Source organism: Arthrobacter sp. 49Tsu3.1M3, assembly GCF_900168135.1.
Classification (GTDB): domain Bacteria; phylum Actinomycetota; class Actinomycetes; order Actinomycetales; family Micrococcaceae; genus Arthrobacter.
This window is the reverse complement of the sequence record NZ_FUZD01000009.1, coordinates 11236-24700: the sequence shown is the minus strand read 5'-3', so window position 1 is coordinate 24700 and position 13465 is coordinate 11236. Positions and strand designations below refer to the sequence as shown.

The following is a 13465-nucleotide window of genomic DNA, read 5'->3' as shown; positions in this document are numbered from 1 at the left end:
CGCCACCAACCGGCCACCGGGACACGGCGGCCCGGGCGGCCGGCTGGCCTTTAGCGGTTGGCGAGGGCCCGGGACCGGGCGCGCAGCTGCTTCGCGAGCTGGGCGCCCTTGCGGGCCAGCTGATAGCTGCCGTAGCGCACCTTCCGGACCGGCAGGTCCCACGTTCCGGGATACGCGATCCCGCGGCCGCCGAACGACTTCTTGAACGCCGTGAACCCGGCCCATTTATGGTCGGGCTGGTCCTCGGGCGCCACGCCCCAGAGATCCACGTGCTTGAGGCCCTTCGTCTGGGCGTCCGCGATCAGGGTGACGAGCAGGGGGATGCCCGCGCTGAGCTTGCGGTGGGTGTCGTCCAGGGCGGCGTGGGCGTAGGTCCGGGTGTCGGCCGAATCGTAGGCCAGGGCTGCGGCGATGGGCTGGCCGTCGAGCTCCGCGATGAACAGCGTCGCCGCGCCGGCCGGCATCAGTGACCGTGCCACCTGGCTCAGGTATTCGTCACTTTGCGGCTTGAAGCCGTTGCGGGCGGCCGTCATATGCAAGAAGTCCAGGAGGATGGCGATCTCGGCAGGGTCCTGGCTGGAGCGGAAGGTCACGCCTTTTTTGTGGATGTTGCGGAACAGGTTCCGGTTGGCCGGTTTCATGTCCGCCAGGACGTCTTTGAAGTCCCGGTCGAGGTCCACAATCCAGCTGAGCTCAGGCTGCTGGCTGGCCGGCGCCGGCTGCAGGCCCCGGCTGCGGAGTACCGAGTCGGCCTCGGCGGCGGTGAACCCTGCGGTGACCGGCTCAACCCGGACAAACACGGCCCCGCTGCTCCGGGCGAGGTCCGTCAGGGCCGCCAGTGCGGCGTCGAACGCTGCCAGTGACTCGGCGACCGGGCCGTACGGGGAGTACAGCAGTTTGCCGGCCGGATTGGATTCCTCGACGGCGAGGAAGCGCCACCCGGGTCCGGACTGTTCGTGGACGGTGCGTCCCAGCGAACGCTGGAACTGTGCCCACTGTGGGCTCTGCAGGAAATAATCCATGGTGTCAGGCTTCCAATGCGGTGGTGACGGCAAATGCCAGGGCGGGGCCGGTGGCGCCGGAGACGGCGTGGACGTTGACCGGTGCCTCGGCGGCGGGCAGGAAGGCACTGGCACCCCGTTCGAGCCGCAGCTCGCCCTTGGGGGAGTCGAGGCGGACAGAGCCGTGAGTGACAATGACGACGCCGGCACCGGACTGCGCCAGCGGGACGGGCTCCGCGCCGGGCGCCAGTTCAATCCGCTGCAGCTGGAATTCCCGGAACGGAGGCCGGAAGAGTTCCTGGCCCAGCATGGTGGTCTCGGCGGCGAGCATGGGCACGGCGACGGCCTCGAACGCCACGGTCTTCAGCAGTTCCGGCACGTCCACGAATTTCGGCGTGAGGCCGCCGCGGAGCACGTTGTCCGAGGACGCCATGACCTCGATGCCGAGGCCGTGCAGGTAGGCGTGGACATTGCCGGCCGGGAGGTAGACGGCCTCACCGGGGGCGAGGGAGATCCGGTTCAGCAGCAGGGAAATCAGCACGCCGGGATCTCCCGGGTACCGGCCGTTCAGGCTCACCGCGGTGGACAGTTCCGCCTCGTGCCCGGCCATCGGGGCACCGGAGGCGAGGGCCGCAACGATCGTCGCCGTCGCCTCGGCGATGTCCCCGCCGCCGGTGATGAGGCGTTCGAAGGCGGAGCGCAGGGCCGCGGGTTCGTCCGGCTGCGCGAGGTCCTCGAGCAGCAGCGGGACCAGCGGCGGCAGCTCCAGCCCGGCGAGCTCGAAGCACGCCGCCAGATGCTGGAAGACCGCACGGGATTCCGCGGCCGGCCGGAAGCCGCAGAGGGCCTCGAAGGGAGTCAGCGCGAAGATCATTTCGGGCTTGTGGTTATCGTCCTTGTAGTTGCGCTCTGTCGCGGCCGGGTCGACGCCGGCGGCTTCCTCGCGTGCGAAGCCCTCCCGGGCCTGGGCGAGCGTCGGGTGCACCTGCAGGGACAGGGGCGTTTCGGCCGCGAGGACCTTGAGCAGGAACGGCAGGCGCGGACCGAATTCGGCCACGCTCGCGCTGCCCAGGTAATGCTCCGGATCCTCGGCGATCAGCGCGTCCAGCGGCAGCCGCCCGCCGTCGTGCGTTGCAGGTGCGTGCCGGCCTGCACCGCCGGGCGCCGGCGTCAGCGCGACGGACGGGGAGTCCGGGTGGGCGCCGATCCAGAGCTCCGCTTCGGGACCGCCGGACGCCGGCCTGCCCAGCAGCCCGGCGATGGCCGTCGGGGAGCCCCAGGCGTAGGGCCGGAGGACGTTCTCAAGTTCGTACATGGCCTGGTCCCTGTCTGATCAATGAAAATGTCTCGTCAAAGAAATGTGGTCGCACTGCTGCTCTCAAGGCTGCTGCCGGGCTTAGAGCGGCGCGCACTGTCCGTTGGTGGCGACGAGGTCGCGGATGGACTGTTCGTCCCCGTTGCGCTTGAACTGGTTCAGCATCTCTTCGGTGATCGGTTCGCCGTCCGGCGTGGTGGTCACCGGGGTGAAGTCCGACGGCGCGGGCGGGGGATCGGTGGCCGGGGCGGGGCCGGCGGCGGAGAGCGGCCCGGCGGCCGTTCCGGGCTGCAGGACCGCATCGTCAACGGCGTTGTCATCAGCGGCGGCGCCGGCGGACGGGCTGGCCAGCAGTTTCGCCACGCGCGCGTGGATGACGTTGAAGTCCGGGGACGTGGAGAAGGCGGCGTCGAAGTCCGGCGGACCGATGGTCAGGCGGCTGACGTCCTGGCCCTTGGCCTTCATGGCCAGGTCCACGAAACTGCCGAGCTGGCCGGAGGAGATGTTCGACTCGACCACCTTCGTGCCGGCCTTGGCGATGTCCTCAAACTTGGCCAGCAGCGTTGCCGGGTCGAGCTGCTTCAGCATCGCCTGCTGCACGCACTGCTGGCGCTGGATGCGGGCGTAGTCGTCCACGAATTCCCGGGACCGGCCATACCAAAGGGCGTGGAAACCGTCGAGTGTCTGGTCTCCCGCCGGAATCCAGCCGTCCGGCATGCCGTGGATGCCGTTGGCTTCGTCCACCATCGGCCCGCTGATGGGGACCCAGCCGCCGGCCTTGATCCGGATGCCGCCCATGGCGTCGATGAGCTTGGAAAAACCGTCCATGTCCACGAGCACGTAGGCCTGGACCTTGATGCCCAGCGTTCCGGACACCGCTTCGAGGGTGGCCTGCGCCCCCGGGTCCGCCACCCCGGGATAGAGGTCCTGGTGCTGGTTGGTGACCTCGGTGTTGATCGCGTTGATCAGGCATTCGTCGCCGCAGTTGTACCCTTCCGGGTAAACCTGGCGCATCGGCGATTCCGCGCTGAACTGGGCGTTCTGGAGGTTGCGGGGCACCGAGATGATCGCCGTGCTGCCGGTCTTGGCGTCGACGCTGATCACCGAGAGGCTGTCCGGCCGGCGGCCCGTGCGGTCCGCTCCGGCGTCGCCGCCCATCATCAGGAAGTTGTACCGGCCATCGGACGGCTCAAGGGTGGGGCCGGAGCCGGAGAAGATGCTGCCGATGGCATTGCGGCTGACGTTGAGCAGATAGGCCGCGTAGCCCAGGGATCCGCTGCTGAGGATCATGGCCAGCACGAGTGCCAGCACCACCGCGAGACGGATCCTGGGCGCGAGCATCCCGGGCCGGATCAGCCGCAAGGTGTTCAGGAACAAGGCGGCCCAGCCGATAGCCAGGCAGCCGAGGCCGAGCACCAGCACGAGCGAGGGCAGCGTACCGGTGAGGAAGTTGATCAGCGTTGAGCGGGACACGAGCAGGAGCAGCACGGCCAGCAGGGCCAACGCCCAGACTGTGAAGGTCACGCGCAGCGCAGCCCGGCCAAGCCGGCGGTTGCCCGCGACGGTTTGGGCGCTGCCGGGAACCAGCAGCGTCATGAGAATCAGGACGAACGCCCGCTTGGTGAGCACCGGGGACGGGGCGCCAGAGGGGTGCCGGACCGGGTCGCCCAGTGCCCGCCCGGACTGCTCAGGGCGGTGTGTGGGGGCGTAGCTGTTGCTCATGCCGGGATTCCTGATGGCTGCCTTAATTGCTGCTGCGCGGGGTGACGTTTCCGGCGGCGAACACTTCGCTGACCTTGTTCCGCAGGTTCGCGCCCTTCCGGGTTGCGACGTCGTTCAGCTCCTGGGCGAACTCCAGGAGGTCCGCCCGGAGCCGGATGGCCAGTTCGTCCGTGCCCGAGGCCAGCATGCGCACGGCCAGGAGGCCGGCGTTGCGCGCGCCGCCGATCGAGACGGTGGCGACAGGAACGCCTGCCGGCATCTGCACGATGGACAGCAGGGAATCCATGCCGTCCAGGGTCTTCAACGGCACGGGGACGCCGATCACCGGCAGGGGAGTGACCGAGGCCAGCATGCCGGGAAGATGCGCGGCGCCGCCGGCGCCGGCAATGATCAGGCGAAGACCGCGCTCGTGGGCCGTCTGGCCGTAGCGGATCATCTCCGTGGGCATCCGGTGGGCCGAGACGACGTCGGCCTCGAACGGGATTCCAAACTCGGCGAGGGCTTCGGCGGCGGCTTCCATGACCGGCCAGTCCGAATCCGAGCCCATCACGAGGCCCACGAGCGGGGTGTCCGCGCGGGTGCCGGCGAGGGGGGTTCCCGCTTTGTTGGCTTTGGGACTGGCTGCGGTGCTCATGCGGTCTCCTCGGAGGTTGCCGGCATTGCGCCGGCGTGGGCCCGGCCGTTCCGGATGATGTCGGCCACAGTGGTGGCCCGCTGCCGTACGGAGTCGACGTCGGCGGCTGAGGTCCCGACCAGGTTGACGTGGCCGATCTTCCGCCCGGGCCGGACGGCCTTGCCGTAGCAGTGCACCTTCGCGGCCGGCTCGCTCGCGAGGGCGGCGGGGAAGGCGGAATAGAGGTCCTGGTTGGCGCCGCCGAGGAAGTTCTTCATCACCACGACGGGCCCCAGCAGGTCAGTGGCGCCCAGCGGCAGGTTCAGGATGGCCCGCAGGTGCTGCTCGAACTGGCTGGTCACCGAGCCGTCCTGGGTCCAGTGCCCGGTGTTGTGCGGGCGCATGGCGAGTTCGTTGATCAGGAAGCCTGCGCCCACGCCCGGGGTCTCGAAGAGTTCGACGGCCATGACACCGGTCACGCCGAGTTCGCCGGCGATCCGGACCGCGGCGTTTTCCGCGGCTGCGGCAACATCGACGGAGATGTCCAGGGCCGGGGCAATGACTTCATCGCACACCCCGTCCACCTGGATGGTGTGCACCACCGGCCAGGCCCGTGTTTCACCGTCCGGCGTCCTCGCGACCATGGCCGAGAGCTCGCGGCTGAATTCCACCTTGGCTTCGGCCAGCAGGGGTGACATGGCCTCGAACCAGTCGGCGGATTCCGCCGCGTCCCCGGCCGAGGACACAATGCGCACGCCCTTGCCGTCGTAGCCGCCGCGGGGCATTTTCAAAACCACCGGCCAGCCGGTCTGCTCGCCGAAGGCGACGAGGTCCGCGACATTGGCGACGGAGGCCCACGTGGGGTTCGGAAGCTCGAGCCGGTCGATCGCGGCGCGCATCACCAGCTTGTCCTGGGCGTTGACCAGGGCATCCGGGCCGGGATGGACGTTCACGCCGGCACCGATCAAGGACCGCAGGTGCTCCGTGGGAACGTGTTCGTGGTCGAAGGTCAGGACGTCCAGGCCGCGGGAGAACTCGAGCAGATGCTCCAGGTCCTTGTAGTCGCCGACCGGGGCGTTAGCCACGGCAGAGACTGCGGAGACGTCCTCGCCTTCGGCGAGAACACGGAGCTCAAAGCCTAGGGCGGTCGCGGCAGGGGCCATCATGCGGGCAAGCTGGCCGCCGCCAACAACACCGATTACAGGAAAAGTCACAAGTCCCAGCCTACCGAAAACCTCACGGGAACCGGCTTTTGGGGATTGGCAAGCGCGGGAACGGCGCCGGGACGGGGGTTTCGCACCTGCCCGCCCGGCGCCCGGCGCCGGGTGCGCGGGGAGCCGTCCGGGCGGCCGCCGCGGGCGGACTCCCGGGAAACGGCGCTAAAATGGGCGTTTGGCCCAATGGCCGACAGTTCCAGAAGGCCACGGAGGGTCATGATTACTACACTTAACGAGCGCATGCGCGGGCTGGCCTCGCTGTTCTGGCGCGAAGTGGCCAAGTTCGGTGCCGTCGGCGGCATCGCGTTCGTCATCGACAACGGACTGACGTTTTACCTGATGCACGGTCCCATGACCGACAGTGAGGCCAAGGCCCGCTTCTTCGGGGCCAGCGTGGCGACGGTCTTTTCCTGGGTCGCGAACCGTTTTTGGACGTTCCGGCACCGCCGGCAGGCCAACGTGCTGCGCGAGTTCGTGATGTTCCTCATCATCAACGGGATCGGCATCGGCATCTCCACCGGCCTGACCGCCGTCGCGAAGTACGGCATGGGGGTCACCGACAAGAACATGCTCTTCCTGGCCGGGGTGGTCGGCATCCTGGTTGCGACCGTGGTCCGGTTCTTTGCCTACCGCTTCCTGGTGTTCAACCAGGAACTCGACGCAGAGCCGGAGTTCTCGCACGACCACGAGATCATCGAACGGCACCCGCACTCCCAGCCCGTTGCCACGACGGCCGTCCGGGAACCCGTCAACGATCCGGAACTGCCCGGCCCGCCGTCCTAAGGAACCGCCGGCCTGGACGTCAGTACCAGGGAATGAGTGCCGGGGGGATCAGTGCCGGGAATTCAGCGCCTGGTAATCAGTCCCCGCTGATGCGCTCGGCGTCCCGCAGTTTGCCGGTCACCTCTACCTCGGGGTGCACCAGGACCACGGAACCGTCGGCCTTCCAGGTCCCCAATGACTGCGCAAGGACGGTTTCGAGGCCGTTGGCCGCCGGAACGAGCAGCCGCAGTCCGGGGTCCTGGGCCGCGGCAAAACCGTCCAGGAGCGCCCCGTGCGCATGGACTGCGCCGGCGGAGGTGCGGACCGCGAGGCGGTCCGCCTCCGGGTCCACGTGGGGCATGAAAATGTCGCCGTGGGAGCGGACCTCGGCGGCATAATCGAGGACGCCGCTGGGCAGTTCACCCGTCCACCGCATGGCCAGCGCCGGCAGCGACACGGCCAGGACGGCGTCGAACCCGCCCGCGGCGGCGCCCGGACCCGGGTCCGCGGTGGCCAGCAGGTCGGCCTCCGCGTCGTCGAAGACCACTTCCATGCCAAGCTGCCAGGCCGCTAGGGCCAGGATCACCGACTTCCAGTGCGCGGGCAGGTCCAGGCGCAGCCGCATGCCCGGTTCGCCGTCGAGTTCGTCCTGCAGCAGGTTGGAAGTCTTCGCGACCCAGTTGTCCAGCACGCGGCCAGAGAGTTCAACCCGTTCCGAATCGGGGCCGTACCAGGTCAGCCGGGGCGCCGTGGCCTGGCCGGACCGCAGCGCTGTCATCAGGTCGATTGCCGGAATGCTCATGCCCTCATCTTGCCACGGCGGATGTCACGGCCAATCCGTCCCCGGCTCCGTGACGTCCGTCACCCCGGCGGCCCCCGCGTTCGGCGGGGTCCGCGCCCGGCGCGGGAAAATTTCCCGAAAATTCAATGAAAACCCCCAAAAGTGGTCAGTACCCTGATTATTCCGCGGGTTCTCGCGGGAGAGGCGAAAAAATTCCGGGCGTGGCGTGCCTCTACTTTGTGTATCAAGTTGATTATTATCTCCGCCGTGGCTTGACTCCCGGATACTTACACGCGTGTAATTAGTTATCTAAAGCCACTGCACAAAAACCGGCACTCAACCGAGTGTCCAAGGGGGTCTTGCAGTGGCTGCAAATCAGGAGGGGGACGCCATGGGGCTAGCAGAGCGTATCCATGAAGATGCCGTAGTTGCCGGCCAGGCCACGGCGAAATACCGGTCACGCGGCGTGCCGACTGACTGGTACGTAGATCCGGCGGATCCGGACGCGGCTGACCGCTATAACGAACACACCAAGGATTCCCTGCAGGAGGCCGCCACGGCCTTCCTCGCAGCGCACGACGAGCTCCTCGCCGGCCCGGATCATGACACCGATCCCCTCGACCCGCCGATGGAGCTCCATTCGCCCGGTACCGCCGGGCAGCCAGTCTGGATCGGCCTGCCGTCCCGGCAGGAATTCGACGACGAGGGCGAACTCGGCTGGCAGACCGATGCCCTGTGCGCCCAGACTGATCCCGAAGCCTTCTTCCCCGAAAAGGGCGGCTCCACCCGCGACGCCAAGAAAGTCTGCGGCGCCTGCAACGTGCGTTCCCAGTGCCTCGAATACGCCTTGTCCAACGACGAGCGCTTCGGGATCTGGGGAGGCCTCTCCGAGCGCGAGCGGCGCCGGCTTAGGAAGCGAGCAGTCTAATTCTTCAAGAAGTACGAGTCACCGCCGTCGTGGTCTCCCACGACGGCGGTGATTTTCTCCCCAGGACCCTTGCGGCGCTGGCGGCCCAAACACGGCCCGCCGACGCCGTGATCGGTGTCGACACCGGCTCCAGCGACCACTCCGCCGCCCTCCTTGAACAGGAACTGGGCAAGGCCAATGTCACCGTCTTCGACCAGCCCAGGTCCGGCATGGGTGCAGCCGTCATGGCCGGGCTCAAGGCCCTCGCGCCGTCGCCTGCGGAGGGCTCCGCCGCCACCGCGCCGGGCACCGACTGGATCTGGCTGCTGCACGACGACGCCGCACCGGCACCCGAGGCCCTGGCCGAACTCCTCCGTGCGGTCGAGCGGGCGCCGTCGGTCACGGTGGCAGGCTGCAAGCAGCTGGACTGGCATGCCGAGCGGCGGCTGATCGACGTCGGGCTCTCCACGAGCCGCTGGGCCGAGCGGCTGACGCTGATCGACGCCGACGAGCTCGACCAGGGCCAGTACGACGGCCGCAGCGATACCTTTGCGGTCAATTCCGCCGGCATGCTGGTCCGCCGCGACATCTGGGAGGAGCTCCGGGGCTTCGATCCGGCCCTGCCCGGAAGCGGCGACGACGTCGACTTCTGCTGGCGCAACCGCCTCGCCGGGCACCGCGTGGTGGTGGTTCCCAGCGCCCGGATGTTCCATGTCTCGCACCGTCCCCATGCCCTTGGCAACGCGACGGCCGCACGCAAGGCGCAGGTGCACCTGCGGCTCAAGCACGCGGCCGGCTGGAAAGTCCCGCTGCACGCGGCCGGCGCGCTCCTGGGCAGCCTCTTCAAACTCGTCCTGAGCATTGCGGTTAAGGACCCGGGGCACGGGTTCTCCCAACTGCTGGCGACCTTTGCCGCGCTGGGCCGCCCGGCGGCGGTGGTCCGCGGACGCCGCAATGCCGCGCGCACCCGCCGGATCCGGCGTTCCGTCATGAAGGGACTGCAGACGCCGCGCCGTGAGGTCTGGGCGCACCGGCGCTCCCTGATTGAGGCGCTCGGCGCCGACGACTTCGGCAGCGAATTCACAGGGGCCGGTCCGCTGGCCGAGCAGCCCACCGGCAACACCGACGATTTCGCCGCCATCGCCACCCCGGACCGCGGGTGGGTGGGCAGCGGTGCGGTGCTGGCCATACTCCTGACCCTGGCGGTCTCCCTGACAGGGTTGCTCAACCTGTTCCGGGCCCCGGCTGTCTCGGGCGGCGCGTTGATCCCCGTCTCACTGCGCCTCTCCGAAATCTGGAACCATGCCTCCACCTGGTGGATCAGCCTGGGCGCGGGCCTTCCGGGCCACGGCGACCCCTTCGGCTACCTGCTGTGGGTGCTCGGCGTGCTCGGTGCCGGCGACGCCAACGGCGGGGTCGGCTGGTTGCTGATCCTCGCCATGCCGCTGTCCGCGCTGGGCGCGTGGTTCGCTGCCGGCGCCCTGACGGCCCGCCGGAGGCTGCGCCTGGCGGCCGCCCTGCTGTGGGCCGCGGCGCCGGCACTCCAGGTGTCCCTGAACCAGGGCCGGCTCGGCGCCTTGATCGCGCACGTCATGATCCCGGTGGTCGTCCTGGCGCTGCTCCGGGCGACTGGCACGGCCGCGGGCCGCGGCATCCACGCCGTCTCGGCCCCGGGGCAGGGACGGCTCATCCCCACGCCGGCCGCCCGTCCGGGAGTCAACGGGACGCCGTCGTGGACGGCTGCGGCCGCCGCGGGCCTCGCCCTGGCCGTGGTCACTGCCGCGGCGCCCTCGCTGCTGCTGCCGTCCATGGCCGTCGTGGCCCTCTGCGGTGTGTTGTTGGGCCGTCGCGGCCGCACGGTGTGGTGGGCGCTCCTGCCCAGCCTGGCGTTGTTCCTGCCCTTCGTTTTCTCGGTCCTGGACCGGCCGCGGGCGCTCCTGGCCGATCCGGGCCTGCCGCTCGGTTTCGACGCCGCCCCGCTGTGGCAACAGGCCCTGGGCCAGCCGCTGAACTTCGACGCCGGCGCCGGACTCACCGGGCTCAGCGCCTTCGCCGGGTCCGCCGCCGGTTCCGCCGGGCCGGCCGGGCCGCCGTGGGCACTGCTGCTGGCGTTGCTGTTCGGGCTGCCGGTGCTGCTGCTGGCCCTGGCCGCACTCTTCATGCCGCGCCGGCTTGTGCCGGCCGGACGCACCCGGACGGCACGGGGCCTATGGGCCGTGGCCGTCCTGATGCTGGCCGGCGGCTGGCTCGCCGGGCATGTTGCGTCCGGCGCCAGCGCCGAGGTCCTGGTCACGCCGTTCCCCGGCCCCGCCGTTTCGGCGGCCGCGTTCGCGTTCCTGGGCGCTGCCCTGATCGGAGCCGAAGGTCTCCTGGACGCCGCCGACCGGACCGCCGGCACCGGGCTGGGACGGAAGGTCCTGATCCGCGGCACAGCCGCGGCATCCCTGGTCCTGCTGCTGGCCGCGCCCCTGGCCGGGTTCACCGTGTGGACCGCACAAAACCTGCTGCAGCCCACGTCGCAGACACCACCACAGGCGCCGGCACAGGCCGCGAACGCAGGACCTTCCGGTCTCGGGACCCCGAGGCTCGTCCAGCCTGCCCAGGCCCGCACTCTGCCCGCCACGGCGGTTGACCGCGGCGAGGGCCCGGAACAGTCCAGGACGCTCCTGATTGCCAGCAACGAGGACGGAAGCTTCGACGCAACACTCATGCGCGGAGCCGGGACCACCCTGGACGCACTCTCAACGATCGCCGCCGCCCGCGGCATCATGGGAGCGCCCGGCCAAGAGACGGTGCGCGACGACGACGCCGTCGCCGGATCGCTCCGGAACGTCGTGGCCACCATCGTCGCCGGCGAAGGCGTGGATCCGCGGCAGGACCTCGAGCGGCTCGGCGTCGGCTTTGTCGTGCTCCGGGTTGCCGATTCAGCCTCCGAATTGACGGCCAGCCGCATGGACGCAGTCCCCGGACTTGTCGCCGTCGGCCAGACGGGCACGGGCTGGCTCTGGCGGGTCAGCCCGCTGGACCGTCCCGGCATCACGGACTCCGACGTCGCGCACCGGGTCCGCGTGGTGGACGGCAGCGGCGCCGCCATCGGACTGCTCCCTTCCGAAGAAGTTTCGGCGGCCGGCACGGTTCCGGCCGGCCCCGAGGGCCGCCTGGTGGTGCTCGCCGAGCGGGCCGATCCCGGCTGGAGTGCCTGGCTTGACGGGCGCCGCCTGACCTCAACGACGTCGGGATGGTCTCAGGCCTTCACGCTGCCGGCCCAGGGCGGCCAGTTGAGCATCCGTTACGAAGCGCCGTGGGCTGTCCTGATCGGAATTGCGCAGGCCGTGATGATCGGGCTGACCGTCCTCCTCGCCGTGCCCATGCCTGCCCGCCGGTCCAACACCGGCCTGTCCAGGGACGAAGCCTCCCTGCGTAAGGAACATCAGCATGTCTAAGGGCGACAACGAAAAAGAAACCGAAACAAATGCCGAGACGGGTCCGTCGCCGCGGAAGCGGCGCCTGCCGCGGGCCGGAGTGATCGGCGGCATCCTCTCCGCGGCCGCCCTCGTTGCCGCGGGCGGCGGCCTGGTATCGGCGGCGTCGCTGACGCCCCAGAACCCCGCCAGCAGGCAGCTCGAGGCTCCCGTCGCCGCGGTTCCGGCCGGCAGCAGCGTCGGGGTCTGCCCGGGCCCGGCCCGGCTGCTTGAGGGCACCCCCGTGGGCACCGACCCCCAGTTCAGTCCGGAATCCGCCACCGCCAAGACAGCCGTCAGCGCCGCCGTGCTCGGCTCAAGCGCCGGCATTATCCCCGGCAGCCGGCTCGCCCCGCTTAAAGGTGCCCCGCTCGCCGAAATCGCGCCGGCCGCCGCGCCCACAGCTTCCGCGCCCGCAGCTTCCGCGGCGGCGGCCCGCACGCCCGTGCTGGTCGCCGGCGTCGTGCCCCAGCGCGAAGTGGACAACATCAGCGTCCTCAGCGCCGATGCCCAAAACAACCACCAGGCAGCTGCCGGCGCCGTCCTGAGCTACACGGCCGAGGACGGGGACCTCCAGGGTTCCGCGGCCGCCGCGTGCCAGCAGCCCGGCAACGATCTCTGGCTGGTCGGCGCCAACACGGCGCTCGGCCGGTCGGCAGTCCTGAACCTGACCAACGCCTCCAGCACGCCGGCGACGGTGAGCCTGGACCTCTTTGGCTCTGAGGGCCCGATCCAGGCTCCCGGAAGCCGCGGGCTGCTGGTGGCCCCCGGCAGCACCCGCTCCATCATCCTGGCCGGGCTCGCGCCGGGACAGGAACGGCTCGGCGTGCGGGTCCGCAGCACCGGCGGCCCGGTGGCTGCCGTGATCCAGCAAAGCGTGCTCCGCGGCCTCACGCCCGGCGGCGTCGACTTCATCACCCCCGGCACCGCCCCGTCCGTCAGCCAGGTGGCCGCCGGTCTCGACATCCAGGATCCCGCGGCGCTGGCCGCGCTCAAGGCAAAGCCCGGCTTCGCCGACGCGGGACCGGCCCTGGAGGTCGCCGTGCCGGGGGCCACCGACGCCGTGGTCGAGATCAAGCTGTATGGTCCCGACGGCCAAAAGGCGCTGCCCGGCGGCGGCGTGGTGACCGCGAAGGCCGGCGCGGTCACTGAAGTTTCCCTGGCCGGGGTCCCGGCCGGGACCTACACCGTGGCGGCGAGCTCGGATGTCTCGTTCGCGGCCACTGCCCGGCTCACGCGGGGACTGCAGTCCGGGGACGCGGCGGACATCGCGTTTTCCGCCGCCTCGGCCCGGCTGGGCAGCCAGCATATCGTCGCGGTTCCGCGCACGGGCGACCGGCAACTCGTTCTCGGTGCCCCCGCCGGCCGGGCGACAGTGACCTACACGCCGATCACGGCGGACGGCAAGATCCGGACCGCGGGCACCGCCGATATTGCCGGCGGAACCACCGTGTCCATCAAGATCCCCGCTGACGTGGGCGGCTCGCCGCTCGTGGGCTATGTGGTCTCCGCCGCCGGGGATCCGGCGTACGGGGCACTTCTTCTGGCGCAGGACGGCCGGCAGGACATTTCCGCGGTGGCGCTGGCGCCGGAAGCGGCAGGACAACGGCAGGTCCCCGTCACGCTGGGCTACTAGGCCCGAGGGACAGGGCGGCGCTGGGCTACTGGGCCCGGGGAGGTCGGCGC

10 protein-coding genes are annotated in these 13465 nt (G+C 70.0%); 4 read left to right on the top strand and 6 right to left on the bottom strand.

The genetic code is table 11. The features are described from left to right. Positions 1 to 50: 50 nt before the first annotated feature. The 5 genes from B5X90_RS11600 to B5X90_RS11580 all read right to left on the bottom strand — a co-directional run bounded on the left by B5X90_RS11600 (position 51) and on the right by B5X90_RS11580 (position 5817). The gene (locus tag B5X90_RS11600) at positions 51 to 1022 is read right to left on the bottom strand and encodes a lipid II:glycine glycyltransferase FemX (protein ID WP_079553129.1); all 972 of its coding nucleotides are present in this window, start codon (positions 1020 to 1022) and stop codon (positions 51 to 53) included. Positions 1023 to 1026: 4 nt separating this feature from the next. Beyond that, positions 1027 to 2316, bottom strand: coding sequence for a mannose-6-phosphate isomerase, class I (gene manA / locus B5X90_RS11595; protein WP_079553127.1), 1290 nt, complete (start codon positions 2314 to 2316; stop codon positions 1027 to 1029). An 81-nt stretch (positions 2317 to 2397) separates the two neighbouring features. Then, positions 2398 to 4038, bottom strand: coding sequence for an LCP family protein (locus B5X90_RS11590; protein WP_079553125.1), 1641 nt, complete (start codon positions 4036 to 4038; stop codon positions 2398 to 2400). 22 nt (positions 4039 to 4060) lie between these two features. Beyond that, on the bottom strand, positions 4061 to 4585 hold the full coding sequence (gene purE, locus B5X90_RS11585; protein WP_079553361.1) for a 5-(carboxyamino)imidazole ribonucleotide mutase: 525 nt from the start codon (positions 4583 to 4585) through the stop codon (positions 4061 to 4063). Positions 4586 to 4668: 83 nt separating this feature from the next. Further along, positions 4669 to 5817, bottom strand: coding sequence for a 5-(carboxyamino)imidazole ribonucleotide synthase (locus tag B5X90_RS11580; RefSeq protein ID WP_256860198.1), 1149 nt, complete (start codon positions 5815 to 5817; stop codon positions 4669 to 4671). 267 nt (positions 5818 to 6084) lie between these two features. Here B5X90_RS11580 and B5X90_RS11575 point away from each other — a divergent pair, with 267 nt between their 5' ends. Then, positions 6085 to 6651 carry a GtrA family protein gene (locus tag B5X90_RS11575; RefSeq protein WP_079553120.1) on the top strand — a complete coding sequence of 189 codons (567 nt, stop codon included), beginning with the start codon at positions 6085 to 6087 and terminating at the stop codon, positions 6649 to 6651. A 76-nt stretch (positions 6652 to 6727) separates the two neighbouring features. Here B5X90_RS11575 and B5X90_RS11570 read toward each other — a convergent pair whose 3' ends face one another. Beyond that, positions 6728 to 7432, bottom strand: a complete 705-nt coding sequence (locus B5X90_RS11570) for a TIGR03089 family protein (protein WP_079553118.1) — start codon at positions 7430 to 7432, stop codon at positions 6728 to 6730. 370 nt (positions 7433 to 7802) lie between these two features. Here B5X90_RS11570 and B5X90_RS11565 point away from each other — a divergent pair, with 370 nt between their 5' ends. The 3 genes from B5X90_RS11565 to B5X90_RS11555 are packed head-to-tail and all read left to right on the top strand — an operon-like array spanning position 7803 to position 13415. Further along, on the top strand, positions 7803 to 8339 hold the full coding sequence (locus B5X90_RS11565) for a WhiB family transcriptional regulator (protein ID WP_079553116.1): 537 nt from the start codon (positions 7803 to 7805) through the stop codon (positions 8337 to 8339). Positions 8340 to 8368: 29 nt separating this feature from the next. Beyond that, positions 8369 to 11761 carry a glycosyltransferase family 2 protein gene (locus B5X90_RS11560; RefSeq protein WP_079553114.1) on the top strand — a complete coding sequence of 1131 codons (3393 nt, stop codon included), beginning with the start codon at positions 8369 to 8371 and terminating at the stop codon, positions 11759 to 11761. Then, complete coding sequence (locus B5X90_RS11555; protein ID WP_079553111.1) at positions 11754 to 13415, top strand: DUF5719 family protein; 1662 nt, start codon at positions 11754 to 11756, stop codon at positions 13413 to 13415. The genes B5X90_RS11560 and B5X90_RS11555 overlap by 8 nt, the downstream gene beginning before the upstream one ends. The last annotated feature ends 50 nt before the right edge of the window (positions 13416 to 13465 follow it).